The organism is Candidatus Nitrososphaera gargensis Ga9.2, assembly GCF_000303155.1.
GTDB classification, from domain to species: Archaea; Thermoproteota; Nitrososphaeria; order Nitrososphaerales; family Nitrososphaeraceae; genus Nitrososphaera; species Nitrososphaera gargensis.
In genome coordinates this window covers 19,791-42,309 of record NC_018719.1, presented here as the reverse complement: position 1 = coordinate 42,309, position 22,519 = coordinate 19,791, and the positions used below count along the sequence as shown (strand labels likewise).

Annotated in this window: 37 protein-coding genes and 1 pseudogene; 17 read left to right on the top strand and 21 right to left on the bottom strand. The window is 48.8% G+C overall.

From position 1 onward, the window contains the following. Positions 1-66 precede the first annotated feature (66 nt). The 3 genes from NGAR_RS00285 (at position 67) to NGAR_RS00275 (ending at position 1,053) form a co-directional block, all read left to right on the top strand. Entirely contained in the window at positions 67-276 is a 210-nt protein-coding gene (locus NGAR_RS00285; protein WP_015017581.1) for a helix-turn-helix domain-containing protein, read from the top strand. Between the two features lie 211 nt (positions 277-487). Beyond that, positions 488-685 (top strand): hypothetical protein, encoded by a 198-nt coding sequence (locus NGAR_RS00280; RefSeq protein WP_015017580.1) that lies wholly within the window; start codon positions 488-490, stop codon positions 683-685. A gap of 122 nt (positions 686-807) precedes the next feature. Continuing rightward, positions 808-1,053, top strand: coding sequence for a hypothetical protein (locus NGAR_RS00275; protein ID WP_015017578.1), 246 nt, complete (start codon positions 808-810; stop codon positions 1,051-1,053). A 118-nt stretch (positions 1,054-1,171) separates the two neighbouring features. Here the strand turns inward: NGAR_RS00275 and NGAR_RS00270 are convergent, their stop codons facing one another. From NGAR_RS00270 to NGAR_RS00250, 5 genes are all read right to left on the bottom strand, one after another. Then, positions 1,172-2,119, bottom strand: a complete 948-nt coding sequence (locus NGAR_RS00270) for a polysaccharide deacetylase family protein (RefSeq protein WP_148680751.1) — start codon at positions 2,117-2,119, stop codon at positions 1,172-1,174. A gap of 33 nt (positions 2,120-2,152) precedes the next feature. Beyond that, positions 2,153-2,446: a hypothetical protein gene (locus NGAR_RS00265; RefSeq protein ID WP_148680750.1), complete on the bottom strand. Its 294-nt coding sequence runs from the start codon at positions 2,444-2,446 to the stop codon at positions 2,153-2,155. Further along, a complete protein-coding gene (locus NGAR_RS00260; RefSeq protein WP_148680749.1) occupies positions 2,443-2,658 on the bottom strand; it encodes a hypothetical protein in 216 nt (71 codons plus the stop codon). The genes NGAR_RS00265 and NGAR_RS00260 overlap by 4 nt, the downstream gene beginning before the upstream one ends. Before the next feature lie 157 nt (positions 2,659-2,815). Further along, positions 2,816-3,208, bottom strand: coding sequence for a type II toxin-antitoxin system VapC family toxin (locus tag NGAR_RS00255; RefSeq protein WP_015017575.1), 393 nt, complete (start codon positions 3,206-3,208; stop codon positions 2,816-2,818). A gap of 2 nt (positions 3,209-3,210) precedes the next feature. After that, entirely contained in the window at positions 3,211-3,444 is a 234-nt protein-coding gene (locus tag NGAR_RS00250) for an antitoxin VapB family protein (RefSeq protein ID WP_015017574.1), read from the bottom strand. A gap of 201 nt (positions 3,445-3,645) precedes the next feature. On the opposite strand from NGAR_RS00250, the gene NGAR_RS00245 reads away from it, so the two are divergent. Then, positions 3,646-4,887, top strand: a complete 1,242-nt coding sequence (locus NGAR_RS00245; protein ID WP_015017573.1) for a cation:proton antiporter — start codon at positions 3,646-3,648, stop codon at positions 4,885-4,887. Between the two features lie 171 nt (positions 4,888-5,058). Here NGAR_RS00245 and NGAR_RS00240 read toward each other — a convergent pair whose 3' ends face one another. From NGAR_RS00240 to NGAR_RS00220, 5 genes are all read right to left on the bottom strand, one after another. Further along, positions 5,059-5,577 (bottom strand): hypothetical protein, encoded by a 519-nt coding sequence (locus tag NGAR_RS00240; RefSeq protein ID WP_148680748.1) that lies wholly within the window; start codon positions 5,575-5,577, stop codon positions 5,059-5,061. A 353-nt stretch (positions 5,578-5,930) separates the two neighbouring features. Next, positions 5,931-6,353 (bottom strand): hypothetical protein, encoded by a 423-nt coding sequence (locus NGAR_RS00235; RefSeq protein WP_015017571.1) that lies wholly within the window; start codon positions 6,351-6,353, stop codon positions 5,931-5,933. Positions 6,354-6,412: 59 nt separating this feature from the next. Further along, entirely contained in the window at positions 6,413-6,835 is a 423-nt protein-coding gene (locus NGAR_RS00230) for a zinc finger C2H2 domain-containing protein (RefSeq protein ID WP_015017570.1), read from the bottom strand. Beyond that, complete coding sequence (locus NGAR_RS00225) at positions 6,811-7,923, bottom strand: hypothetical protein (protein WP_015017569.1); 1,113 nt, start codon at positions 7,921-7,923, stop codon at positions 6,811-6,813. Before NGAR_RS00225 ends, NGAR_RS00230 begins: the two co-directional genes overlap by 25 nt. A 57-nt stretch (positions 7,924-7,980) precedes the next feature. Further along, positions 7,981-8,223: a hypothetical protein gene (locus NGAR_RS00220; protein WP_015017568.1), complete on the bottom strand. Its 243-nt coding sequence runs from the start codon at positions 8,221-8,223 to the stop codon at positions 7,981-7,983. 90 nt (positions 8,224-8,313) lie between these two features. Here NGAR_RS00220 and NGAR_RS00215 point away from each other — a divergent pair, with 90 nt between their 5' ends. The 4 genes from NGAR_RS00215 (at position 8,314) to NGAR_RS00200 (ending at position 9,543) form a co-directional block, all read left to right on the top strand. Further along, the gene (locus NGAR_RS00215) at positions 8,314-8,529 is read left to right on the top strand and encodes a hypothetical protein (RefSeq protein WP_015017567.1); all 216 of its coding nucleotides are present in this window, start codon (positions 8,314-8,316) and stop codon (positions 8,527-8,529) included. A 50-nt stretch (positions 8,530-8,579) separates the two neighbouring features. Beyond that, positions 8,580-8,825 (top strand): TRAM domain-containing protein, encoded by a 246-nt coding sequence (locus NGAR_RS00210; protein WP_148680746.1) that lies wholly within the window; start codon positions 8,580-8,582, stop codon positions 8,823-8,825. A 118-nt stretch (positions 8,826-8,943) separates the two neighbouring features. After that, positions 8,944-9,171 (top strand): Lrp/AsnC ligand binding domain-containing protein, encoded by a 228-nt coding sequence (locus NGAR_RS00205; protein ID WP_228369229.1) that lies wholly within the window; start codon positions 8,944-8,946, stop codon positions 9,169-9,171. Positions 9,172-9,216: 45 nt separating this feature from the next. Next, positions 9,217-9,543 carry a translation initiation factor eIF-1A gene (locus NGAR_RS00200; protein ID WP_148680745.1) on the top strand — a complete coding sequence of 109 codons (327 nt, stop codon included), beginning with the start codon at positions 9,217-9,219 and terminating at the stop codon, positions 9,541-9,543. A gap of 12 nt (positions 9,544-9,555) precedes the next feature. Here NGAR_RS00200 and NGAR_RS00195 read toward each other — a convergent pair whose 3' ends face one another. From NGAR_RS00195 to NGAR_RS00170, 6 genes are all read right to left on the bottom strand, one after another. Next, entirely contained in the window at positions 9,556-9,777 is a 222-nt protein-coding gene (locus NGAR_RS00195; RefSeq protein WP_148680744.1) for a hypothetical protein, read from the bottom strand. Between the two features lie 51 nt (positions 9,778-9,828). Then, on the bottom strand, positions 9,829-10,170 hold the full coding sequence (locus tag NGAR_RS00190) for a hypothetical protein (protein WP_148680743.1): 342 nt from the start codon (positions 10,168-10,170) through the stop codon (positions 9,829-9,831). 118 nt (positions 10,171-10,288) lie between these two features. Next, positions 10,289-10,483, bottom strand: a complete 195-nt coding sequence (locus NGAR_RS00185; protein WP_015017563.1) for a hypothetical protein — start codon at positions 10,481-10,483, stop codon at positions 10,289-10,291. A 62-nt stretch (positions 10,484-10,545) separates the two neighbouring features. Beyond that, entirely contained in the window at positions 10,546-10,827 is a 282-nt protein-coding gene (locus NGAR_RS00180) for a hypothetical protein (RefSeq protein ID WP_148680742.1), read from the bottom strand. A gap of 152 nt (positions 10,828-10,979) precedes the next feature. Beyond that, positions 10,980-12,110 carry a GTPase HflX gene (gene hflX, locus NGAR_RS00175; protein WP_015017561.1) on the bottom strand — a complete coding sequence of 377 codons (1,131 nt, stop codon included), beginning with the start codon at positions 12,108-12,110 and terminating at the stop codon, positions 10,980-10,982. Then, entirely contained in the window at positions 12,079-12,267 is a 189-nt protein-coding gene (locus NGAR_RS00170; protein ID WP_148680741.1) for a hypothetical protein, read from the bottom strand. Before NGAR_RS00170 ends, hflX begins: the two co-directional genes overlap by 32 nt. Before the next feature lie 195 nt (positions 12,268-12,462). Here NGAR_RS00170 and NGAR_RS00165 point away from each other — a divergent pair, with 195 nt between their 5' ends. From NGAR_RS00165 to NGAR_RS16940, 5 genes are all read left to right on the top strand, one after another. Beyond that, positions 12,463-12,648 (top strand): hypothetical protein, encoded by a 186-nt coding sequence (locus NGAR_RS00165; RefSeq protein WP_148680740.1) that lies wholly within the window; start codon positions 12,463-12,465, stop codon positions 12,646-12,648. A gap of 136 nt (positions 12,649-12,784) precedes the next feature. Then, positions 12,785-13,024: a hypothetical protein gene (locus tag NGAR_RS00160; RefSeq protein WP_148680739.1), complete on the top strand. Its 240-nt coding sequence runs from the start codon at positions 12,785-12,787 to the stop codon at positions 13,022-13,024. Positions 13,025-13,097: 73 nt separating this feature from the next. After that, complete coding sequence (locus NGAR_RS00155) at positions 13,098-13,307, top strand: hypothetical protein (protein ID WP_015017558.1); 210 nt, start codon at positions 13,098-13,100, stop codon at positions 13,305-13,307. Positions 13,308-13,500: 193 nt separating this feature from the next. Then, positions 13,501-13,701, top strand: a complete 201-nt coding sequence (locus tag NGAR_RS00150; protein WP_015017557.1) for a hypothetical protein — start codon at positions 13,501-13,503, stop codon at positions 13,699-13,701. A gap of 2 nt (positions 13,702-13,703) precedes the next feature. Further along, complete coding sequence (locus NGAR_RS16940; RefSeq protein ID WP_015017556.1) at positions 13,704-13,880, top strand: hypothetical protein; 177 nt, start codon at positions 13,704-13,706, stop codon at positions 13,878-13,880. 10 nt (positions 13,881-13,890) lie between these two features. Here NGAR_RS16940 and NGAR_RS00145 read toward each other — a convergent pair whose 3' ends face one another. From NGAR_RS00145 to NGAR_RS00135, 3 genes are read right to left on the bottom strand one after another with little or no spacing between them, the layout of a single operon-like run. Continuing rightward, on the bottom strand, positions 13,891-14,913 hold the full coding sequence (locus NGAR_RS00145; RefSeq protein ID WP_015017555.1) for a Kelch repeat-containing protein: 1,023 nt from the start codon (positions 14,911-14,913) through the stop codon (positions 13,891-13,893). A 46-nt stretch (positions 14,914-14,959) separates the two neighbouring features. After that, on the bottom strand, positions 14,960-15,994 hold the full coding sequence (locus NGAR_RS00140) for a glycosyltransferase (protein WP_148680738.1): 1,035 nt from the start codon (positions 15,992-15,994) through the stop codon (positions 14,960-14,962). Further along, positions 15,991-16,374: a CopG family ribbon-helix-helix protein gene (locus NGAR_RS00135; protein ID WP_015017553.1), complete on the bottom strand. Its 384-nt coding sequence runs from the start codon at positions 16,372-16,374 to the stop codon at positions 15,991-15,993. Before NGAR_RS00135 ends, NGAR_RS00140 begins: the two co-directional genes overlap by 4 nt. A 97-nt stretch (positions 16,375-16,471) precedes the next feature. On the opposite strand from NGAR_RS00135, the gene NGAR_RS00130 reads away from it, so the two are divergent. From NGAR_RS00130 to NGAR_RS18610, 4 genes and pseudogenes are all read left to right on the top strand, one after another. Continuing rightward, entirely contained in the window at positions 16,472-17,437 is a 966-nt protein-coding gene (locus NGAR_RS00130; RefSeq protein WP_228369228.1) for a metal ABC transporter solute-binding protein, Zn/Mn family, read from the top strand. After that, positions 17,419-18,195 carry a metal ABC transporter ATP-binding protein gene (locus NGAR_RS00125; RefSeq protein ID WP_015017551.1) on the top strand — a complete coding sequence of 259 codons (777 nt, stop codon included), beginning with the start codon at positions 17,419-17,421 and terminating at the stop codon, positions 18,193-18,195. Before NGAR_RS00130 ends, NGAR_RS00125 begins: the two co-directional genes overlap by 19 nt. A 10-nt stretch (positions 18,196-18,205) precedes the next feature. Beyond that, a pseudogene (locus NGAR_RS18615) lies at positions 18,206-18,581 on the top strand (metal ABC transporter permease). Next, on the top strand, positions 18,530-19,042 hold the full coding sequence (locus NGAR_RS18610; protein WP_323444727.1) for a metal ABC transporter permease: 513 nt from the start codon (positions 18,530-18,532) through the stop codon (positions 19,040-19,042). The pseudogene NGAR_RS18615 and the gene NGAR_RS18610 overlap by 52 nt, the downstream one beginning before the upstream one ends. On the opposite strand, the gene NGAR_RS00115 is transcribed toward NGAR_RS18610, so the two are convergent. Beyond that, complete coding sequence (locus tag NGAR_RS00115) at positions 19,032-19,595, bottom strand: MarR family transcriptional regulator (RefSeq protein ID WP_015017549.1); 564 nt, start codon at positions 19,593-19,595, stop codon at positions 19,032-19,034. The two genes, NGAR_RS18610 and NGAR_RS00115, sit on opposite strands and share 11 nt — an antisense overlap. A 112-nt stretch (positions 19,596-19,707) precedes the next feature. Then, positions 19,708-22,443, bottom strand: a complete 2,736-nt coding sequence (locus NGAR_RS00110; protein WP_015017548.1) for an adenosylcobalamin-dependent ribonucleoside-diphosphate reductase — start codon at positions 22,441-22,443, stop codon at positions 19,708-19,710. Positions 22,444-22,519: the final 76 nt, after the last annotated feature.

Below are 22,519 nucleotides of genomic sequence, written 5' to 3'. Positions count from 1 at the left end.
AGTGTTGTACTTACACACATAGGTACAGATTCGATTACTGACATGGGTAACACTTCCGGCTAGGAAGTGTCATCAGAGATAGAAGAGACAAGATTCAACCTTATTCATGAACACGAACGTACTGGAGAGAGCGTCACCAACAACATCTGCAGAAGAAAGTACGGCGTATCAAGGAAGACATGCTACAAGTGGAAGAACAGGTACCTTGCACGCGGCATCGATGGCTTGAAGGACAATTCCAGGAAGCCACATAACATAGGACACAGGAAAGTATAACCCCGGAGCTCGAACAGATCATCCCCGGCCTACTACGCCTGGACAGCAGGTTTGGTACTGCCAGAATAAAATTCAGGCTAAAGAGGCTAGGGGCATCCCTCAGTAGCAGGACAGTGTACAGGGTACTGAAAAGGCATGGGGCCTGAACAGGCTGAGCTGCAAGCTGAAGATAAGAAGGTACAGGCGCTTTAGCAAGAGACGACCTAACCAGATGGTGGTCCAGATGGACATCTTGGGACCGTTCTACCTTCGTAACTCAAGCACAAAGAACTACATCATCGTAAGCTGCATCGATGACTGTACAAGAAAGGTTGTCAGCAGGTGGACTGAAAGGAAGAGGAGCACAGATGTCCTTGACGTGCTGCTGCAGGACTGGATATACGTACCAATGGGAAGCCAAAGAAAGTGATGCATGACACAACGGAAAGCAGTTTGTATCAAAATCGTTCAGGAAGTACCTGAAAGAGAGAGAATGACATCAAGGACAAACCCATACCAGCTGCTGCTGCGCATCCTCAGCTTCAAGGCAAGGTGGAGGCCTACAACAAGATAGTGAAAAATGAATTCTTGGCAGTTGAAAACATCCCTGACAGGGAAGATGGAAAGGCAAGGTACGCCATGTTTGTCAATGCGTACAACAACATGGACAGGGAGCATGGCGGCATAATAGGAGGACTGACGCCACAGGAGAGGTGGCTGCAATTGCAATTGTTAAATACTACACCGACAAGGAACAGGAATCGGCTGAAGAAAAGTGTTACTCATGTCTGTAACTGAAATTGTTACCCATCTGTGTGAGTACAACAACTGACATCATCCTCTCGACGCTAAAGCGTTCGAGGTTCCTCCGTGATCACTTTGTTCCTTTCTGCAATCACCGGAAGTTTGGGGTATGTCAGCGCACTACAACATCGCCCATCTTGGCAAACCCATAGCCTAGCGATTCAAGCTCGTCTACCGTATCCGTCAAGATCTTGAACCGCTCCGGGTCTACTTGGTTGGTGCACATGCCTGTCGCCTCGTCGATTACGCAAAAGTCTGTTGGGTGCAAGATAACTACCGCAAAGCCATACTTCTCTATGTTGGCCTGTGCCCTCTGCACAACTACATCCTGCAGAGAATCTCCAGTGTAGTTCTGTGTTCTGAACTTTAGATAGGAAATGTCATGTACAACATGGTATATCTTGGTCCCATTCACATCGGAAATGCCGCCGACAATGCCCTTGCCCGTGTCGTATGTGGAGTTTAACTTGTATGGATTTAACGTTATGTTATCACTTTGGTTTCCTACGGAAATGATGCTTATTGGCGGATCCGAGTTTGCCATTGCCCGAATCGTATCAGCACTGAACTTGTTCCGAGGCGGTGCAAATATCTCTGAAGGAGAGCCTAATAACTTTGTCAGCTTTGTATTTGCAAACTTGAAGTGCTTCAGCTGCGTCTCATAGTCTAGTTGGTCATAGGTCGTCCCGCCGCCGCTGAACCCGTGGATCGCCATCTCAAAGAGTCCGGAGTCATGTCCCTGTTTCACCTTTTTGTATATTATACCATGTGGTGCGGCATTGCCGAAATCCTCTACGATGACCCCAACAGTAAGCGGCTTCTTTTCCGCCATAAAGTAATCAAATATTGCTAGATTGACATTGGTAAGCGAGCTATCAGTTACATCGCCAAGCTTGAATATCGTAGCATTTAGCCTGCCTATTTCCTCTCCATGTGCTATCTCCTCATCAACCTCTTCGGGTGAAGAGAAGAGCCCTTCTTCCATGAACAGCGTGGCCACCATAAGCGCAGAGAGCGGAACTATCAATATCAAAAGCACTACGGATGTTCTTGATACCACGTTTTGACCCACAAAAGCGCACTCATTTTCCGTTTATAGGTAATCGAAGATTGTTCCATTCGATATTTTTATCACAACGGAGGGTATGGGAACCAAAGAAAACCCACACCTTTTCAAGTGTGATGGGATGAATCTGGTTCCCGTCAATGAATCTCCTTCTCTCTCGCCACCCTGCCCTCCTGCCTTGGTCAATTCATCGACAACTCGTCTGACCTCTTTCTCATCCGTGTGAAGTTGCCATGCTATTGCTTCTATGGGCAAGTCGGAATAATAGTACATAGAAGCAATTGTTATCAGCTTTCTAACATCCTCAATGTTTGCGCTCATCTAACATCCTTCTTGTTCTTCATCATGGCGGCTATTACAACGATTGCTATCCCTAGTACAACCAAAATGAACGGATTGAAAAGGAGCACACCGATGGTCAGAAATCCAAGCACACTCAGCACGGTTATTAAGGCTATTACACCAAAGATTATAAGCAGCCCCCGGAGTATCCATGTCAGTGTTTCAAGTCTCTTTTGCACAACTCGTTCCATAAAGTTGGTTCACCAAATTAACTAATAATGGCGACGAGTACTTTGCAGTGCAGTGAATTCATACTATTGATGTAGAAAAGAATCTTTCCTTCACACTGTTTTAAATTAAGGTAATGTTTTTGCTCAAGCCACAATATGCGGCTGCCGTCGTCAGTACTCACCAACTTTCTACAACCAAACCCGGCACCCTCTCAAAGTGCTTGACATTTCTTGTCAGCAGTATTTGTTTATTGGCAAGTGCGATGCTGGCGATAAAGAGATCGAGCTCTCCAATTGAATTAGACTTTGTCTGTTCAGCAAGCTCTGCCCATGTCCTTGCAGATTCATAATCAAGATTTAGGATAGAAAATTTTGACAGGTCGTTCTTGGTATCAGCAAGCGCTCTTGCTCTATCTTTTGCCCTGTAGGCTCCATAATAAAGCTCGGCCACGGTTATGGCAGTAGTGAAGAATGTGTTTTCACCCCTATCTTCCAGTTCTTGCAGTTTGTCAAACGCTTTCTGACTGCCTCTGCCAAGATCAATGATAAAGTCCGTATCTACACAGACCATATTTAGAGGTCAACAACCTTTCTGGTTTTGAAATTCTTACGTAGCTTTCTGCTTGCTTCTTCGACTGCGTTGGCCAGATCATAGTTGGGGCCTCTTTTCTTGTAATAGGCAAGAATCGCACCAGCGTTTCCCTTTTGGAATTTGCGCAGTATCACGTCAGAGAACGATTCTCCTTCCCTCTTTTCGGCCTTGAGTGCCTTATACGCCTCGTCAGATAACATTACAGGTTTTGCCATTCTACTTATACTAGATATATATATGCATATATATAAAACTTTAAATTTTCCTCACGCTCCTTCCCCGCGGGTGTCATACAAGCAGCAGCGATTTTTAAGAATTGGAACTAGCCTATATCTAATCCTATTTTGATTTGTATCGAACGACTTACACATTTGAAGGATTTTTATTATCTATTGTCCTGACACTCGTCTTGATCCATGGCAGCAGAGGCAGCATTTCTGCATGTAATGATTTCACTTGGCATTCTACTCTTTGCCGCTAAAATGATGGCGGAGCTATTTCATCGCGTAAAGCTACCCATAGTCCTTGGAGAATTGCTTGCAGGAATAATTGTTGGTCCTTTTGCACTAGGTGCTCTCCCCCTGATAAATGGAGAACCTCTGGTAGTTCTTGATGAGACTGTCAGACACATTGGGGAAATTGCTGCTATCGTTATCCTTTTCATTGCAGGCTTGGAGATAACTCCAAGGGAATTTCTAAGGGGCGGAGCTGCTGCTTTCACAGTTGGATCACTTGGCGTAATAGTGCCTTTTTTTGTAGGATATTACGCCTTTTCTGCGTTTGGAGTTGAAGCATTACAATCGATTCTCATCGCCACTGCGCTCACTGCTACAAGCATTGCAATTTCGATCCAGGTGCTGACAGAGCTAGGCAAGATGCAGTCAAAGGAAGCACGCCTTATTCTAGGAGCTGCCATAGTTGACGATATTCTAGCTATTGCAGCTCTCTCAGTGGTAGTAACGATGGTTCAAACGGGAAATACCGAACCTGCAATATTAGACATCACGCTACTAATAATGCAAGTACTAGGTACATTTGCTGCTATACTTATTGTTTCTGTACTAGTCATCCCAAGAATGCTCCATACAGAAAGGCTCTGGAAATCCAGAGGCAGCATGGAGGGCATTGTGACAGCTGCTTTTTTTGCAGCAGCTGGCATAGCAGCGTTTGTAGGACTGTCACCAATCGTAGGAGCATTTGCGATAGGCATGGCAGTTGCAAGCACAAGGGTAATCAAACAGGTTCATGAGTACGTTGACAAGCTGCAGATAATTTTTGCGCCATTGTTCTTTGCAATTATTGGCGCGCAGGTAGACCTGAGAGGAGTCAATCCTAATGTTTTGTATCTAGCAGGAATAATGATAGCAGTAGCAATTGTTACAAAGTTGGTAGGAACAGGACTTCCTTCAATAATCTTCCTGAAAGATAAAGCAAGAGCGATGCGGGTAGGCGTAGGCATGATTTCTAGAGGCGAAGTAGGCTTGATAGTTGCAGGCGTAGGTGTCTCGTCAGGAGCTTTAAGCAACGACATATACACCACAGTGATAATCATGGTTGCTGCCACAACGATAATCACTCCCATATGGCTAAAATTTGCCTACAGAAATGAATCAGTTGAGCATGCCTCACCGCCAAAAACAAAGCATCAAGAACCGTAATTCAACTAAATAATTATTTTATCGCCAGAGTTTGTTTTGTGTATCAGCTAGTTTTGGCACCAGAGCTATATTATATATATTGGTACGTCGTGTCAATCGCGTCTCTTCATCGTCTCCTGGTGGATCTTTGGGGCTTTTGCTTGCTGATAAGACCCTGATCAATAATATAATCTATAACAAGTCATTGAGTGTTTTTTGAATCTTTCTTGAGAAATTTATTTTTATTACGGCGACAATCTGGTTTTTCACATACTCGCCGGTAAGAGCATCCAACGTGGTTGTGTGGCCTCTCGTTAGCCCTGGGCGCCCCGGCATCCCATCACGCACTTCTATTCCCACCGCACCAACATCCGGCTCTGCTATGAAGCTTATTGTAGGAAACTCGTGTTCCTGTATTGGGACATCATTAGAGGTTCTTGGATAGATTTCCATCGTAATACTCGGATTATCTTCATGTATGTCTGCCTTGTCTTTAATCTGATAGAGGTGTCCTCTCTTCTCCAAGTATTTGCCAACTTGCTCCATTGTCGGCCTGATGGTCTCAACCTTTATTCGTTCAAATCTTGCCAAGAATTCTTGAATTTGTTCCTCATCGACATTATCTTGTTTAACTTCATTATTTTTATCGTAGGAATCTAAAATTGCGTCCAGTTCTTGGGCCAAATCATCTTCTTTTTCTTTTTCAGACATCAAGTTGACAAACACACAACCATCTTTTATAACTCTTGATTCTGGCTGCAAGGCAACAAGTGAAAACGCGCATTTGCGTATTCGGTGCCAGAGACGTGATTAAACACTTTAATCATATGCCTTTGAATATCGTATGGTAGAGTTGCGCTGCAACAACTGTAAAAGAGTGTTTCAGTATGAAGGTTATGCCAAATTCTTTACTCATTGTCCACAATGCAGGGCAACTGTCTGGCTCGCAAGACCAAGGAACTATGGCAAGCATAATCCAAGAATAAGGGGCCTTCGCTAAGAAATGCAGTGGCATTCATTGCCGCAAAAAAGTGGACGGTAAATCTTTTGTGCAGAGCAGCTAGCTAGCGTTGCTTGACTACGGTCAGCGCGCCGTCATTTGCAGTGACGATCACCCTGTCAAACTCATAGTCGTCGCCTTCCGGCGACACTAACACTCCGGAAAACGGCCCCATGTCTCCAATGCGCTGCACAGGATTGTTATCGCCAAACTGCACAGTCACGTTGCGCAGGGTGTCAAAGCTGTTGTTGCTGATCTGGGCGGTGACCACCTGCACAGTCCCTATCGCTTCTCCTCTCTCATGGAGAGCCACGTGAAGGCCCGCCCTTGACGCAAAGAAGGAGATCATTATGACGCCCAAGACCGCGAAGCCGATGAGTATTATCCGGCGGATGCCGCGTGCGCCGATCCGCCTTTTGCCTCCACCACTACCGCCCTCGCGGTACTGGTCATACCGCTTCTCTTCGTCATCCCACCTGCCGCTCAAGTCGCATCCCTGCCTCCTCTTCTACATCATATTTAGGCATGCTGCCTCAAAAAGTCTTTCTAGCCTCCTCCGCCGGCGTGCATCCTTTTGTGGATAAACAGATCTTCTTGGTAGGGCGTGAAATAGCCGCAGAACTCGCACGTAAGCAATGCATCAACCTTTGAAGGCTCGGCTACGATTCCAACAACGAATATGTCGCCGGACTCGATGACTTGATGGTTTTTCAGCCGCTCAGGGTTCGACCTGACAAAAGAATCAAGGATTTGTCTTACTGCGTCCTTTGTGAGCGTGCTCCTGCGATCAATTCCAATTTCATCTTCGACAAGCGAAATGTATCCAGTGTCGGCTTTTCCGACTTTTGAGCAGAGATGATTGTAGATTTCTGCAGCCAGCTGGCTGTCGCCGGCGCAGCTGACCGTTATTGTTTCTTCTGCCATGCTTGATATTGTAGTAGTTCCTAGTGCCTTAAGGGCTCTGTCCATCCCTTTGCTTTCATGAACCCTTCATTGGACAGGCTTACGCAGTATGGCTCGCCATATGGGCTTATCAAAAGCATGAACTTCCTTTCTACTCCCTCCAATTGCCGGCATACCACGTCTTCTGCGGCAACTCCTGCTTTGAACTGTTTCAATGGTGAAATTGTGCCATCGCTTCTGGTAGGCACATTTTCTACCAGCGTTTGAGATATGCAGCTCTCTGGAACATCGTCGCCATGGAAAGGCAAATTGGTGGCAAGATAAGACCATACCAGCCCTATACTCTTGCTGTCTGTAAAAGGGATAGAAAATACAAAGAAGCAGTCAGTTATGTCGCTATATGTTATTTCGTCGCCCCATTGGCCGTCAACAATCAGGATAGGATTCACAGTAATCGGCACATTAATTCCGTCTTGATTGGTGTAGGGATAGTTCCTTGGAAATTTGATTTCCAGTGTTCCATTTCCATTGCTGCTGACTTTGGTCTGCCAGATGCTTAGTTTTTCTATTGTTCCATTGACGACCCTGTACTGAACCTTAAAGATCTGGTCTGGCTTTGGCGGGTCTGAATAGAGGAACCTGCCGACAATATTCGTTGTTTGCCACTCATTTAGAGGCGGTGGCTGATACATAGGCAACCATGTGGCAACAATTTCTATAGTTTCAGTGCCGCGACGAAAGTCAATTACCAGGGTTCTTGTTGTGTTTGTAGCTTCTATTTCATCGAGCGCCACATTTTCATCATCCACAAATACTGCAAATTCGTTATCTGCTCCAGTCTGGTTTGGTCCCTCCCTAGAATCAATTAGCTCCCTTGGAAGTTCTATGGTAAGCTTTCCGTCGGCAGTTGAGCTGATAGTTATAGTAAGAGTTAATGTCTCTACGTCTGGCACCATGTTGACTATGCTACTGCCACTGGTAATCGAATATTGTATTGGATATGACTGACCTCTGGTTACGACGGTCCATGTTTTCCAGATGGGCTCCTCTACGTCTGTGTCATTTACACTTGTGCCACTTGCCATCATCGCTGGAAGCAGGACTCCAAGGGCAATGGTCATTGTGACCAGAATGCGCCAGCCATGCTTTGCCAATTCGGCTAAAATTATAATGACTCGTCTACTTGAGCGTTGCGCATCTTTTAGTATCTACTACGGCAGCGAGTCTTTCTTCTTCTTTATATCGAAGCTTAGCTCAAGATCTGCATCAAGAAAAATAATACCTTCAAGTGCAAAATTTGCAATCTGGAGCTTCCAACTAAAAAGCGGTTGGAAAATCACAAAAAGGTCCACCATAGAAAGAAATCCAAGAACTACGAGTATGGTGACCTGTACCTTGATTACCTTGGCAAGCAGGGGATTCAGGCTGGTTTTAGGTGAGTGGTGCGGAAACAATAACCCGCCTGTGCTTTTTGAATCTCCAGCTAGGTCTCGTGCCGGTGGATAGCAAGTGGATAAATATTTGTGCATATTATCTATAGATACATGTCCGAGGATACTGCAGAAGAGAAGTTTTTCCGTGAGAACTATGCTCAGGAGCTGCAGAGGATAAAGCACGACCGCGAGCTTGAGGAGGAAAGGAAGAAGGTAAAGCAGCAGGCAATGAAGACGCCGGGCCGGAGGGGCGAGCAGATAAAGCACGAGGAGATCGACAGGGAGATCATTCGGCGCTACCGGCTGAAAACGACGAAAAGGCACTGAAATTACTTGTCCACCGTTTATATTGCTAGTAGTCCTAGGTTGGTTGACTAATGTCATACGGCGAAAGACGTTTTGGAGGAGGCGGCCGCTTCGGTGGCGGTAACTTCGGTCCAAAGCCTGTAGAAACAGGCAAAGAATACGACGTGCGGATTACTGAAACGAGCAGACAGGGCGACGGCATTGCCAGAGTACAGGGATTTGTAGTCTTTGTAAAGAACGGCAAAGTTGGCCAAACAAGCAAGATCAGGGTCACCAACGTTGGTGCCAGGTTTGCTACAGCAGAACTAGTGCAGTAATAATACAATACAAAATCCCAAACAAAATATGTGGCAACTGCCTTTCGGAAAGTACCACAGACGTTTTTTCTTATATTTATTAAATGGTTAATACAAGCCTGACGTTATTGTTATGATTATGATTTCTGCCATTGTGCTCGTCAACTGCCGCTTTCCCTTTGATGCGGATGTAATTGCCGAGCTCAACAAGCTGTCAGCCGTGAGCCACGTTTACAGGACGTCTGGAATTTACGACCTGATAGTCAAGGTCAGCGCCGACACTGAAAATAGCCTGCGGAGGACTGTCTGTGTGGACATTGGCACGATCCGCAACGTCGATTCCACGGTCACAATGGTCATAGCCTAATAACAACAATAATACATACACTTTTAACCAACGCGTGCGCAGTGTATTTCGGTTTTTACTTTAGGCAAGAGAAAAGTCCTCAATGAAGCAGCTCTTAAAGAGATGGTGATGCCCGGCGATGGCCAACTTTTTGGCAAGGTCATAAAACTTGTCGGAGGCGACAATATTATTGTAAAATGCACCGACGGCAAGGTTAGAACCTGCAGGATTCGGGGAAAGATAAAGCGTAGGATGTGGATAAGAGATAACGACCTTGTGCTGATAGCCCCTTGGGATTTTCAGTCAGACAAGGCCGACATTATCTGGCGCTACATTGCCGCTCACGCGGAAAAGATCAAGCAGGACGGCCACCTGACAGGGCTTGAAGTATAGTATAGTCTCTCTCTACCTGCGGTGCAGTCGCGGGCCTGTATTATTTTGTGGGGTGGAAGACATCCTCTTTGATGGCGGCGCGTCGTTTTCATGCCCGGGATGAGACCGGATGTGGCCCCAGTATTGTGAACTTGTTACTGCCTCCTTGCATATGGGGCAGTTGGCGTGGCCGCATTTATGGTGACCTGCAAAATTTGGGTGTATCGTCAGGTTGCACGTAGCGCATTTTTCCAAGATGTATCATCCTATACGTAGAGCGCGTGCAATTAGTACTTTTGGTAACAATTATGGAGGAGACTTGATTTCAAAGTATATCTTGTCCTTGTAGTCGAAAAACCTGATCTCCGTCTTGTCGGCTCCTTCTCCATGCCTTCTGGCCAAGTGCCATGCGCTGTCGTCCTGATAGCCATACGAAGACGAGTAGTAAGCTCCCTGCATGTCCGGGTGCACGGCGCGAAGGTCCTTGATGGCGGCCAGGAACTTGTGAAGCGAGTTGGTGTCTGCCGGCTGCTGCGCTTTGTCGTTGTTCTGCATGCCTACTGCGACCAGCTTTTCCGAGCTCCGGCCATAGATGCCGACATCAAATGAATATTCTAGCCCCGACTCGCCGGCAATTTTTTCATTCATTACAAATTTGTGCAACAGCGGGCTGTACATCGATGAAAGGAAACTGCAAACCTGAAATTTGAAAAAGAGTCGTGGCACTCTAGAAATATCTGCTCTAGCAGCATGATTGCCCTGTCGTTCAGCCTTTCAAGCAGAATAGACAGCTTGGGCTTTTTGGCAGGCCTCTTCCGCTGACTTTGGGATCGAGCGTGCACTCGCAGCGCGCTGCCACCATTTGCAGGATCTGAACCGGGATATTGTAGTTGGCAAGGCGCGCTTCTATCTCTAGGCGCTGCTTGGCTGTGAGTTTTTGCTCGATTGTTAAAGACGACAAAATAAACGGCATTGTTATGCCAGAGAGAGACTATTAAACGCAGCTTGTCTATGCAGGAGGAGCTACCAGAGCGGCGTGACTGCCTTTGGTGTGGTAAAGTGCTCCTCTATCTCTAACAACCTGCTCATCGAATCGCTGTCACGTCTTAGCGCCCGGTAAGATGAATGAGTGTGGATTTTTGAAAAAGACGCGAGCAATTCCTCTTTGGTGACTCCGTGCCTCATGTCATATTCAATCTGCCTGCACACATTTGTAATGTTGCCGTATTTCTTGTGGTTCCTCCTCTCCCAGCTATTGGCATCGGCAGACAGGCCCTTGACGTACTTTAGAATGGTCTTCTGCATGTGCTCAAGGTGCCATTGTCTCATTGGAAAATTATTTTGCATTAAAATCCTGACCAATATATAACTACACTGCCATCGCATATAACTTCTTCACCCGATCCTCTAAAGAGGTGGCAATAACTAATGGGCCAGATTGGATCTTGCGGAAAAGTCTATGGCTGGCCGCCGACCATTTTTGGGCGAGACTTGCTGACCATCATGTTCTTTAATTTGCGGATGCCGTAGCCTGTCTTTGATGATATTATCATTATCGGTTCCTTGAGCTGCAACTGTTGCATGACTTCCTGCATCTTTTGCGCGTCTACGGCGTCTTGCTTTGTCAGGACGACTAGGACTTTGGCATGGTCTACCTTTAGCTCGTCCAGCACATCCCAGCAGCTTGAATATTTTATGTCAATGTTCTGGACGTCTTCTGAAGCGTCTACCAATAGCAGGATCAGATGTGCGGCAAGCGACTCCTCTAGAGTCGACTTGAACGCGTCTATCATGTAAGGCGGCAACCTGCTGATAAAGCCCACTGTGTCTGTGAGGAGCAGGTCGCCCTGTTTCTCGTCATTGAATTTCATTACTCTAGTGGTTGTCGAAAGCGTAGTGAACAGGCTGCTAGATGTCTCCCTGTGCTCCTTTGTGAGCAGATTGAACAGCGTGGTCTTGCCCGAGCCGGTATAGCCAACTAGCGAGACAACTGGCATCTGGGTCCTTGTCCGCTGCTGGTGGTACAGATCGCGCTTTTTCTTGGCTTCGACCAGCTTTTCTCTAATAAAGTTCATCCGCCTCTTCAGATCCCGGAACTTTACGTCTACCGTGTATTCGCCCATGCCCCCCTTGCCGGCCCTTTCGTTGCCTGAAGTCATTTTTGCGATCTCCCTGACTCGCGGGATCTCGTACTGGATCTCGGCAAGCTCGATCTGCAGTTTCGCCTCGGTGGTGGTAGCCCTTGAATAAAAGATGTTGAGTATCAGCCGCTCCCTGTCTATCGCCTGCACCTCTACGAGCTTGCTCAAGTTGTAAAGCTGCTTTGAAGTAAGGTGCTCGTCAACAACCAGCTGTTGGATGCCCTCTTCTTCTCCTTTTACAAAATCCCTGATCTCTTCAGCTTTGCCTGCGCCTATCCCGTACTGCGAATGGTTCAGATACTTCTGGGTGAAAATCTTCACGATCTTGCAGTCGGCCGATTCCACTAGGCTCTTTCCTTCTTCAAGCCTAAAGCTGTCGGGGTAGCTGACAAGTATGGTCTTGGTGCTCACTCTCTCAAGACCAGTCCATGTAATCAGCCGCAGCATATTCGTTGTTGTGTCCCCTTGAACAAGTATGTGAGGTATCGACGCTTGCAGCTGCTGACTTGATGTCGCTGTCGCTTCCTTCAGGCACGTAAATGCCGGGAAAAACTTCTCCGCAGGTCTTGCACTTGAGCATAAGCATGGGCATTTTTTCTCTCATTCATCATCAGGACTGGCTTATGTAAGTGCCTTTCCTTACACTTGGCAAGCTACTACGTTCCAGATTAAGTACATTCTTATGTGCAGGACGACACCATAAGAGATGACAAATAACAGCAAGTTCCTGATTGTTGCAGGAGTTATAATCGCCATTTCACTTGCAATCGCATTTTTCGGAGGTCAGTGAAAAACACACATGATGAAATCCTTGATAGCGCTCAAGCCTTTTGCGCACAGCCCAAAGGACAAAAAGCCAAAATATTGCTCGACATGTGGCAGCCTGGCCACGCTGGAAGCCCATTTTGATGTAGGCGACAGCGTCACCATGATAGAAAAATACTGCGACGCATACTCAAAAAAGATAACAACGTACAGAACGTGATGATCGCCTGGCAACATGCGGGATGTGCAAAAGGGGCGAAGAATACCACACGTGTGTGAGTTGTGGCAAGTATCTTTGCATTTCCTGTTTTAACACCGTCCATTTTGAGATAGGGGCGCCAAGGGCAGGCAGGTCAATGGTGTACAACAAATGCCTGTTCTGCAACGTGGTTTATGCTGCAAATGCAAAGGGCAGTGTGTGCGACAAGTGCGAAGTCATACTTACCTGGAAGTCTTCTATGAACTACCTTGCGGCAGTCAACAGGGTGTCGGAATTGCTCAGGAAAGGCGATCTGGACTCGAAGCTGAGAAACGAGAATTACTGTAAGACCAGCTTTGGCGTCCAATGCCGCGCAGGTAATAATGGACGCGGTTGACAGCTCGAAATTCTAGCAGGCCCCTGAGCCATCAGGAAAATCCTTATTCTGGCTGCCACAATGACACACTGCATTGGCAGCAGCCGGTCCTGACGAGCACATCATAAAATGCAGCTATTGCGGGCGCGACCTGATAGTAAAAGACAACATCAATAACGGAGTGGCATTCCTGAGCCACCTTAAGAACGACCATGACATCTTTTACACGCCCCAGAGGATGACAGAAACTAAAGTGAACAAGCGCACAGACAGCGGCAGGCAGACCTTTGCGCCACCAGAATAGCTCTGACAGCTTTAGCTATTGTTAAATAGTTGAGCTCTGCATCAAACTTATGGCAGCAAAAAAGAAAAAATCTGGCAAGAAAAAGCCAAAGAAGTAGTAATAATACAGAGTGGTGCAACAACTTTTGATGCACCAATTCTTTTTTCACTTGCAGCAAAAGCCTACATTCTTATAGTTCGACCACATGTAGAACATGATGAATAGAATTTTTACTTCTATCAGGGCTTCCCAAAACATTGCGGGCAGCCCAAGAAGAGCATGCAAAGACTGCGGCCAGCCCGCCACAAAAGACGCCTTGTTTGACGTGGGCAACGGGATAGCAGTCGTTGAAAGATACTGCGACCAGTGTGCAAAGGTTATCGAGAACAACAGCAACAACAGGAGTTCTGTTTAGACGTGAATTTTAGAAACGCCATCCAGACGCGTGTCGGATCAGGCGCTCCAAAAAATGAGCAGGAAAGGACTGTCACCGATCGCGACGGCGTGGCTCATCTTGAATATTTCATGAATGGAAGCTGGCGCCACAGCACTGCAAGGTGCAAGCTCCGGGTAAACAAGACCTGCAACAAGTAGTCGCGCCCACCTACATCATCGGATAGTACGTGGGGTATATCTGGTTCGTGCCACTCACGGTCAGTCCCGGCTGCGGGCCGCCGCCAATGACATAGATCTTGTTGTCCACGGTCACCGCCGCAAGCCCATGGCGCGGATCGGGCATGGGAGTTGCAGAAGACCAGCTGTCGTTCAAAGGATTGTATCTTTCATTGTTGTTGAAAGTGCCAGTGGGGCTTTCGCCGCCGAAAACATAGATGTGGTCGTCAGCATAGGATGGCGCGGCAGCAAGCCCGCCTCTCTTTGATGGCATCGGCGATAGCTTGATCCAATTGTCATTCTGATCATCGTATGCCTCATGGGCGTCAAGATTTGACGACAGGCTGTCGATCCTTCCTCCAATGACGTACAGCCTATCAAGTACCACTGAAGCAAGGTGCTGGCGCGGCGTAGGCATAGGAGCCTTCTGCGTCCAGCTGTCTGTCTCTGGATCGTACGCTTCGTTTGTCGCTAGCGGGGCGGCTGGAGAGCCAAAGCTCGAGTTCACTCCGCCCAATGCGTAAAGGATGCCGTTTACGAAATTGGCGGTCAGCGCGCCCCTTGCTGTTGGCATCGGGGCAAGCTCTTGCCATTCATTTGTCTCCGGGTCGTAGGCCAGCAGTTTGTTTGAAGGGGTATTGTCTTCAAGATAGCCGCCTACCACGTACAGCGTGCCGTTGTACGACGCCGCTGCGGCATGGTGCAGCGGCTGCGGCAATGGGGCAGAAGTATTCCACTGATCGTTCTCTGGGTCATAAACTTCTACCGTCGAGACGGCCCTGCCGAACCTGTCAAATCCTCCTATTATGTAAATCTTGCCGTCCACTGCAGCGCCTGCTATCTCGGTTCTGGGAGTAGGCATCGGCTCGCCTTCAGACCAAGCGGGAGACGGCGCAGCAGGTGTCGGCGATACGGTGAGGGCGGGGCTGATAAAAATTGCAAACGCTATTGCAATGGCGGCAGCTGCTGTTGCTATGCCTGCTCCGATAATGATAGCATAGGTGCGCGCTGCCATGTGCAGGTAGAGATAGGCACTTGCCTTGTTAAATTGATTTATTTATTTATCTATCCAGATCGGAAATTATCTTTGCGGCCCTTTCAGCTCCTCCGCCGGCAGCGTGTACTGCATTATTATTGTTCCGGCGGCCAATCTTTTCTTCAACAAGCGATTCGAGCCGGAAAATGTCTTCATACTTGAAGCCCAACCGCGCCGCGCCCTCTTCCTGCTCAAAGTGGCCCTTTATTGGAATGAAAATTCCCGGCGTGCCATAAGCGATCGATTCGTCTATCGTGGACCTGCCGGCCAGCGAAATTACAAGGTCGGCTGCATAGACCAGCTCATGCAGGTTGTCTACAAACCCGAGGTTGCGATAGTCCGGCGAATCCGGCAACTTGAGCGATGGGCCCGAAACGACTACGAGCTCTGAATCAAGCCTGCTCTGCAGCTTTCTATGCGCTTCAATGGCCTTCTCAATGAGGTACCTGCCGGCGTCGGTGCCGCCGGTGCTAACCACTATCGTGTTTCTTGTAAAGCCAAACTGCTTGCGAAGAGCGTCGCGGCCGGCGCTTGCCTGCCTCACTATCGGGCCCACGTGCCGGATGTTGCCATAGTCATCCCCGGCATCGGGAATGATGACGCAGTCGCACGCCTGTATCATTTTCTGCATCGACTTGTTCATCTTTCTCTCTATCATTGACGCCGGGCCGGTTGTAAAGTGCGTCTCTGTTATGTCGGTTATCAGCACCCGCCTGCGGCCCATCTCTTCGCCAATTGCGATAGAAGCGAAATCCTCGTCGCTCACTACAAGGCCGGCGCGCTTGTCTAAAATTTCCTTTGCTATCACCTTACACTTTTTGTAGTATGAATAATAGCTCATGAGCCACTTGAACGAATGCTGGAGCTGGCCGGACTCTACTACGAATTTTTCCGGCCGATAGACATCCATTGTATCATAACCTTTCTTTGCGATCAGGCTCGCGGCCCCTTCTCCGCTGACAAAAGCTATGCCGTCGGCCTTTAGTAGCTGCTCTGCAATCGCAATGTCCCGCGTCGCGTGTCCAAGCCCGATCGGGCTCGTAAAAAATGTGATGGTCACGTTGTGATCAGCTTGACGTGGTCCATCTTTTTGTTTGACTGGAACTTTTTAGTCATGTCCTTTATCTCCTCCGCGTCGCCTTTTAGCAGAAAGATTTCAAGGCACCTATCGCCGTCTATTTTGTTGTGTATGTGCGTCGTTATCAGCTTGTCATAGCCGTGCCCCATTTCTGTTACCTGATCGTCGGACTTTTCGTCATGTATCGCCAAAAGCACTGCGAAAAGATGGCCGGATAGATTCTGCCTGTCCTTTTCGTCTGCCAGCAGGTTCCTGATGCCGGCGCGGACGATCTCTGACCTGCCGGAGAACCCGAGGGTCTTTTGCAGCTTGTCGATCTCAGCCAGTATGTCGTCGTTGAGTGAAACGCTGACTATGGTCAACTCCAGATATTATTATTAAGATACTTATAAGCAATTCCATATTTGTTATTAACAAAACTATATATTCTTAATAATGCAATAGGAGGCATAGTTGCCATTGAACCAGAGCAGAGCTGCACTTGCGGCAATTGCAATCGTGATCCCGCTTGCCATGCTGGCTACCATATACACCGGTAGCAGGCCGTCACAACAACAGGGTAGTAGCCAAGAGCAGGACAAGATAACGGTTGTCGCATCGTTTTATCCCCTTTACGAATTTGCTTCTCGCGTAGGAGGCGACAGGGCAGAAGTGTCAAGCCTTGTGCCGGCCGGCGTAGAGCCCCACGACTGGGAGCCGACGCCGCAAGACAGGCAAAGGGTGCAATCTGCCAGCATGCTTGTCATCAATAGTGCCGGCTTTGAAAGCTGGGCTGATGATATGGAAGCCAACATAGTTGTCAACACCAGCGAAGGAATCGAGCTTGAGCATGATGATGAAGGCGAAGGAGAAGAAGAAGATAATGATGAGCACGGCCATGAAGGCGGAGTCAACCCGCACATCTGGCTCGATCCGGTGCTGGCAAAGCACCAAGTAGAAAAGATCCGCGACGCGATGGTCAGCGCGGATCCTGCTAACGCCAACTATTACATGGAAGATGCCGATAGGTTTGCTGCAGAGCTTGACTCGCTTGACGCTTTCATAGAGCTAGAGCTTGCAGACTGCGGCAAATCAGATTTTGTCGCGTTCCACGACGCATTTGCTCACTTTGCAGAGCGGTACGGCCTGACGCAGCACAGCATACATGGCGCGTCGCCCGAGGGCGAGATACTGCCCCAGCGGATGCAGGAAATAATCGAGCTTGCAAGCGAGCTTGACATTAATGTCATTTATTCAGAAGACCTGATCGACAGCCGGCTGGCCGACACCATCGCCGGAGAAATCCCAGACGGCAGGGTGCTTGTGCTAAGCCCGATTGAGGGAATCGATCGCGAAGAGCAGCAAGCCGGCATAGGCTACATCGACAAGATGAAAGAGAACGTTGCAGACCTGAAGGTGGGGCTTGAATGCAGACAACAACAGTAGTAGTCGAGATCGACAAATTATCTTATGCGTATTCCGGCAGCCTGGTGGTGCTGGACAACATCTCATTCTCTATAAACGAGGGCGTCCTGCTGGGCATGATAGACCCAAACGGTGCCGGCAAGACCACGCTTTTCTCATGCATGCTGGGTTTGCTTGGCGACTACACCGGAACTATCAAGATTTTTGGGCGGGACATAAGAAAAGACAGCAAAGAAGCCCTAAAGAGCATAGGGTACATCCCGCAAAAGAAAACCATTGATCAGAACTTTCCTGCCACTGTAGAAGAGATCGTGTCGCTTGGGATCACAACTGGCAACAAGATATCAAAAGACAAGATAGGCTCGGCGCTTGACACGGTCGGATTGTTGGCGCAAAAGGACAGGAGGGTGAGCAAGCTGTCGGGTGGCCAGCAGCGCGTGCTTATCGCAAAAGCTATTGTCAACGATCCAAAGCTCTTGATACTGGACGAGCCGGCGACCGGCATCGACCTCGAAACGCAGAACAAGTTCTACGCGCTTTTGAAAAAATTGAACCAAGAGAAAAAGATCACGATAATCTGGGCGTCGCATGACTTGGACGCGGTCAACAGGATTGCCAGCAGCGTGGCTTGCGTCAACCGCTCAATGTTCTTCCATGGCAAGATCCACGAGTTCTTTGAAAACGCTGACCTGCTCAAGGCGTACTCTGAGTCGAGCATGCAGGCACACATGCACATGCACGATCATCACCACGACCAGCACGATCACGGGGCGAGATGATGTAGTAGAGATGGTCTTTGAAATACTAGAATTTGGCTTTATGCAGCGCGCCCTCATTGCTGGCGTGGCAGTGGCGATAACGGCGTCGGTGATAGGGCTCTTCCTTGTGCTAAGGCGCAACTCGCTCTTTGGCGACGCGCTCTCACGTGGCGTTTGGCGGAATAGCAGTCGGGCTTGTTGCCAACATTTACCCGCTGTGGACCGGCATAGCGTTTTCCGTGCTGGGAGCACTTGGCATCACAAAGCTGCGCCAGTCCGCCAAGATACCGGCTGATGCCACAGTCGCCATATTGCTTGCAGGCGGCCTGGCCCTTGGCTTGCTGCTGAGTAGCATATCCCCATCAGGAAACTTGGTGGACATAGCTATCTGTTTGGAAGCATTCTAGTCGTCAGCGTAGAGGACACGCTTGGCATTCTGGCGATGGCCGGCGCGATTCTTGCGATAGTGATTCTCCTTTACAGGCAGTTCATGTACGTCGCATTTGACGAGGAGCAGGCAAAAGTGAGCGGGCTGTCGATCACGAATCTGAGCTACCTCTTTGCAGTGCTTGCAAGCGTGTCAGTCATTGTGTCAATGAGGCTTGTAGGCATCTTGCTTGTGTCATCGCTCATTGTGATCCCAAACATCACTGCACTCTTGCTTGGTAAAGGTTTCAAGAAAACTGCGCTCATTTCAGTTGGGATATCAATATTCTCGGTAGTGACAGGCATTATAGTTTCGTACGCTGCAAATTTTCCGCCTTCAGCGACAATAGTGATTGTCCTGATCGCAGTGTTTCTGGCTACGCTTGCCGCCAAGTATTCTTCAAAGAAGAAGAAACAAATTGTGGAAGCGGCTAGAAGCTGAAATCTCCGCCGCCAAAGTCGCCGCCACCGAAATCTCCGCCACCGCCGGCGTCGCCTTCAGCACCACCTGCAGCTCCGCCGTCTGTCGCAGCTCCTCCCTCGCCGCCTGCAAACCCGCTTTCTGCCGGGCTCATGGCCATGCCCATTAGGGACATCATGGACATGAAGAACATTGCGTTCATGATGCCAGAGAACAGCATCATCGGTATCCACATCCTGTTGTTGTCCATGTAGGACTGGAGCTGTTGGGTCTGGCCGTTCTGGTACCATTGTTGTATCTGCTGCGCCTGCTTCTCAAGCTCTAGCTTCTTTGTATTGAGCAGCTGGAGGCCGGTGTGGCTGATGGAGAACTCCATCTTTTTGCCGCCAAAAAAGCTCTTTTTCTCTGTGCCAATTATCAGCCTTTGCGTCATCAGATCATTAATGATTAGCTCCACCTCAGGCTTGCTCAGCCTAGTTACTTTTGCAATCTTGTCAACTGTCTTCATTCCTCTCGCTATGGCGTCCAGCACCATGAAGTGGTTTGGACTCTCGTTGACTCGTACGTTTGACATTTCACTAGTAATATAGGCAAAGCACTATTTTAACTATAATATTGCACCTAGCTTGCTTGACTGTTGCTACTCAAAAAGAGAAAGAGGAGAGGGGGGCGGCGATGTTATTATATTAGCCCGATCCGCAGCCGCTAAAGCCGCACTCGATGCATACGTTGCACCCTTCGGTGATTATCAGCCGGGCGTTGCATGTCGGGCAACGATCCTCGTCTGCGTCCATCATTGCCATCTGCGGTACTGCCGGCTGAGGTGCTGGCTTTTTAGGTGCCGCTGGGATCTCCTGGAGCGGAATCTCCTTTGGCACCGGCTTTTCTTCTTCTACTCCAGATTCCTTGAATATCTTTTGCATCTGCTCTAGTACGTAGGGCTCCTTGATGTTTGTGCTGACATAGTCTGCTATGTACCTGCTTGGCTTGACCGCAAACGCCTTTTCACCCGTGTTCTTGCCGGTGATGTGAAGCACCTGCTCGTGGCGCGAGCCATCTCTGAATACAGTTACGCCCTTTAACCCAAGCTCGTGCGACAGCAAATAAGCACACTTGACGTCTTCTGCAGTCACGTCGCCGGGCATGTTGATCGTCTTTGCAATCGCGTTGCTGATCCATTTCTGCCACACTGCCTGAGCCATCACGTGATCGGTCCAGTGAATGTCGATCGCAGTCACAAAGATGCGCTGCATCCACTCTGGAATTTCAGGCAGGCCGCGGACAGAGCCATAGTTGTTCGCAATCTTGGTCAGTATCTCGTCGTTGTAAAGACCGTTTTCCTTGAGCATGCTCTCAAACACCTTGTCGGTGTAAAAGAACCGGCCCACTGTCACGCGCTTTTCATACACAAGAGCAAACACCGGCTCGACCCCGTTTGCAGTGTCGGCGATCATGGATAGCGTGCCTGTCGGCGCAATGGTAGAGGTCCACGAGTTGCGGATGCCGTACTTCTTTATCTTTTCAACGAGCGTGTCCCAGTCGTAGGTGTGCGTCTCCTTTGGCAGCTCGTAATAGCCCGCTACTGGAATGCGACCCTTCACATAGTCGCTGTCCTTGAACATCGGGAACGGACCGCGAGCCCTTGCGATGGCCACGCTTTCGTCCATGCTCAGGTACGAAACTGCCTCTGCAAGCTTGTTCATGAACTCGTATCCGTCCTTCGAGTTGTACGGAATCTTTAGCAAGAACAGCAGGTCGGCGATGCCCATGATGCCAAGGCCGATCCTCCTTGTCTCCTTGGTTGCAACCTTGATCTCTTCGACAGGATACTTGTTCATGTCAATGATGTTGTCAAGGAATCTCGTCGCCAGCCTGATCGCCTGCTCGTAGCGCTGCCAGTCAAACTCGTACGCGCCGTCGGCCTTGCGCTTGACAAAGTTTGCCAAGTTTATCGAGCCGAGGTTGCACGATTCGTATGGGTAGAGCGACTGCTCGCCGCATGGGTTTGTTGCGCGGAGCGGGCCGTGCCTTGCGTTAATCAGCGGGTTGTACTTATTGATGTTGTCAAAGAATATCACTCCCGGCTCGGCGCTCCTCCATGCGCTTAGTGCGATAAGATCGATCAGCTGCTGTGCATCGATCTGCCTTACTGGCTCCCTTGATCTCGGGCTGCGCAGCGTGTACTTGTGGTTGCCTTCCTTGTTCACAAGCGCCTGCCAGAAATCTTCCCAGATGCCCACACTCACGTTAAAGTTCTCAAAGACGCCCGGCTTTGTCTTGGCGGTGACAAACTTTTCAATATCAGGGTGCCACGCCTCAAGGATGCCCATGTTGGCTCCCCTGCGCTTGCCTCCCTGCTTGACCACATCAGTGATTGTGTCGATGATGCGCATAAACGACGTCGGGCCTGACGCGACTCCAGATGTTGAAGCGACAATGTCGCCCTCCGGCCGCAGGTCGGAGTAGTTGATGCCGACTCCGCCGCCTGACTTGAATATCATGGCCGCGTCTGTCGAAGACTTCATGATGCCGGCCATGTCGTCTGGCATGTCAAGCACAAAGCATGCGGATAGCTGCCCGAGCCTTGCGCCGGCGTTCATGAGCGTCGGCGTGTTTGGAAGGAAGTCCCTTGAAACCATCAGGTTATAATAAGTCTTGATCTGCTCTTCGTACTGCGCCATCTTGTTCTCTGCTATCATCCTGAGCAGCTCTTTGAAAGAGACCTTCATCTGCCCTTGCTGCGCGCAATGGATGTAGTGGCGTATCATTGCTTCAAAGTGGTACTTGTTCAGGTAATAGTCGCCGATGTGCAGTTTGTTGTCAAAGTCGTCCAGCTTTGCATAGTAGCGCTCGGCCTCTTCGATGCTCTGAGTGTGGCCGCCGGCAAGGTTAAAGACTGCCGGATCGTGCAGGACATCTGCAATTGCCACGAGTGTGGCGACCCTCTCGAACATCTGCTTGGGGCCCTCAATGATTTCGTTATTGCTGTCCCTCAGCAGGTAGCGTGCCGCCAGCACTCTCAGCGAGTTGATATCAAACGCCTTGTCCACCTCATCAAGATCTCTCTTGTTGAGGATCTTCATCTTTTCGTCTCGCAGCTTGCGCCTCTCATGCCTGTAGAGTATGTAAGCCTTGGCAGTTTCCGACAGCCCCTCCTCTATCAGGATCGATTCGACCATGTCCTGCACGTCTTCAACGCTTGGAATAACTGATTTTTCGCCCTGCACCATTTTTTGAACAACTTTTGCAGCCAGCCTTTCTGCTAATGGGTAATCAGGCTTGCCTGTTGCCACCAGTGCCTTGTATATTGCGTTTGAAATCTTGCTCTGCTCGAAATTAACGATGCGTCCGTCACGTTTCCGTATCTTTGCAATCAGCGTCCCGGAATTTGAATTCGAATTAAATTCAGTAACTCCCGCCATCCCGCACTATACCATAAGACACTGGTTATTATCCTTTTAGATAAAACTGCATGCCTAATTTAGCAGACAAAATTTA

Bases quoted from the DNA above. Each gene is read 5' to 3' on its own strand.
- NGAR_RS00165 (WP_148680740.1), top strand. From the start codon at position 12,463: ATGATGAAATCCTTGATAGCGCTCAAGCCTTTTGCGCACAGCCCAAAG.
- NGAR_RS00115 (WP_015017549.1), bottom strand. From the start codon at position 19,595: ATGTCAAACGTACGAGTCAACGAGAGTCCAAACCACTTCATGGTGCTG.
- NGAR_RS00245 (WP_015017573.1), top strand. From the start codon at position 3,646: ATGGCAGCAGAGGCAGCATTTCTGCATGTAATGATTTCACTTGGCATT.
- NGAR_RS00190 (WP_148680743.1), bottom strand. From the start codon at position 10,170: ATGAATGAAAAAATTGCCGGCGAGTCGGGGCTAGAATATTCATTTGAT.
- NGAR_RS00145 (WP_015017555.1), bottom strand. From the start codon at position 14,913: ATGGCAGCGCGCACCTATGCTATCATTATCGGAGCAGGCATAGCAACA.
- NGAR_RS00205 (WP_228369229.1), top strand. From the start codon at position 8,944: ATGATTTCTGCCATTGTGCTCGTCAACTGCCGCTTTCCCTTTGATGCG.
- NGAR_RS00215 (WP_015017567.1), top strand. From the start codon at position 8,314: ATGTCCGAGGATACTGCAGAAGAGAAGTTTTTCCGTGAGAACTATGCT.
- NGAR_RS00280 (WP_015017580.1), top strand. From the start codon at position 488: ATGGTGGTCCAGATGGACATCTTGGGACCGTTCTACCTTCGTAACTCA.
- NGAR_RS00180 (WP_148680742.1), bottom strand. From the start codon at position 10,827: ATGCAGAAGACCATTCTAAAGTACGTCAAGGGCCTGTCTGCCGATGCC.
- NGAR_RS00255 (WP_015017575.1), bottom strand. From the start codon at position 3,208: ATGGTCTGTGTAGATACGGACTTTATCATTGATCTTGGCAGAGGCAGT.
- NGAR_RS00260 (WP_148680749.1), bottom strand. From the start codon at position 2,658: ATGGAACGAGTTGTGCAAAAGAGACTTGAAACACTGACATGGATACTC.
- NGAR_RS00240 (WP_148680748.1), bottom strand. From the start codon at position 5,577: ATGTCTGAAAAAGAAAAAGAAGATGATTTGGCCCAAGAACTGGACGCA.
- NGAR_RS00265 (WP_148680750.1), bottom strand. From the start codon at position 2,446: ATGAGCGCAAACATTGAGGATGTTAGAAAGCTGATAACAATTGCTTCT.
- NGAR_RS00150 (WP_015017557.1), top strand. From the start codon at position 13,501: ATGATGAATAGAATTTTTACTTCTATCAGGGCTTCCCAAAACATTGCG.
- NGAR_RS00230 (WP_015017570.1), bottom strand. From the start codon at position 6,835: ATGGACAGAGCCCTTAAGGCACTAGGAACTACTACAATATCAAGCATG.
- hflX (WP_015017561.1), bottom strand. From the start codon at position 12,110: ATGCTGCGGCTGATTACATGGACTGGTCTTGAGAGAGTGAGCACCAAG.
- NGAR_RS00160 (WP_148680739.1), top strand. From the start codon at position 12,785: ATGGTGTACAACAAATGCCTGTTCTGCAACGTGGTTTATGCTGCAAAT.
- NGAR_RS00110 (WP_015017548.1), bottom strand. From the start codon at position 22,443: ATGGCGGGAGTTACTGAATTTAATTCGAATTCAAATTCCGGGACGCTG.
- NGAR_RS00170 (WP_148680741.1), bottom strand. From the start codon at position 12,267: ATGAGAGAAAAAATGCCCATGCTTATGCTCAAGTGCAAGACCTGCGGA.
- NGAR_RS00250 (WP_015017574.1), bottom strand. From the start codon at position 3,444: ATGGCAAAACCTGTAATGTTATCTGACGAGGCGTATAAGGCACTCAAG.
- NGAR_RS00125 (WP_015017551.1), top strand. From the start codon at position 17,419: ATGCAGACAACAACAGTAGTAGTCGAGATCGACAAATTATCTTATGCG.
- NGAR_RS00210 (WP_148680746.1), top strand. From the start codon at position 8,580: ATGTCATACGGCGAAAGACGTTTTGGAGGAGGCGGCCGCTTCGGTGGC.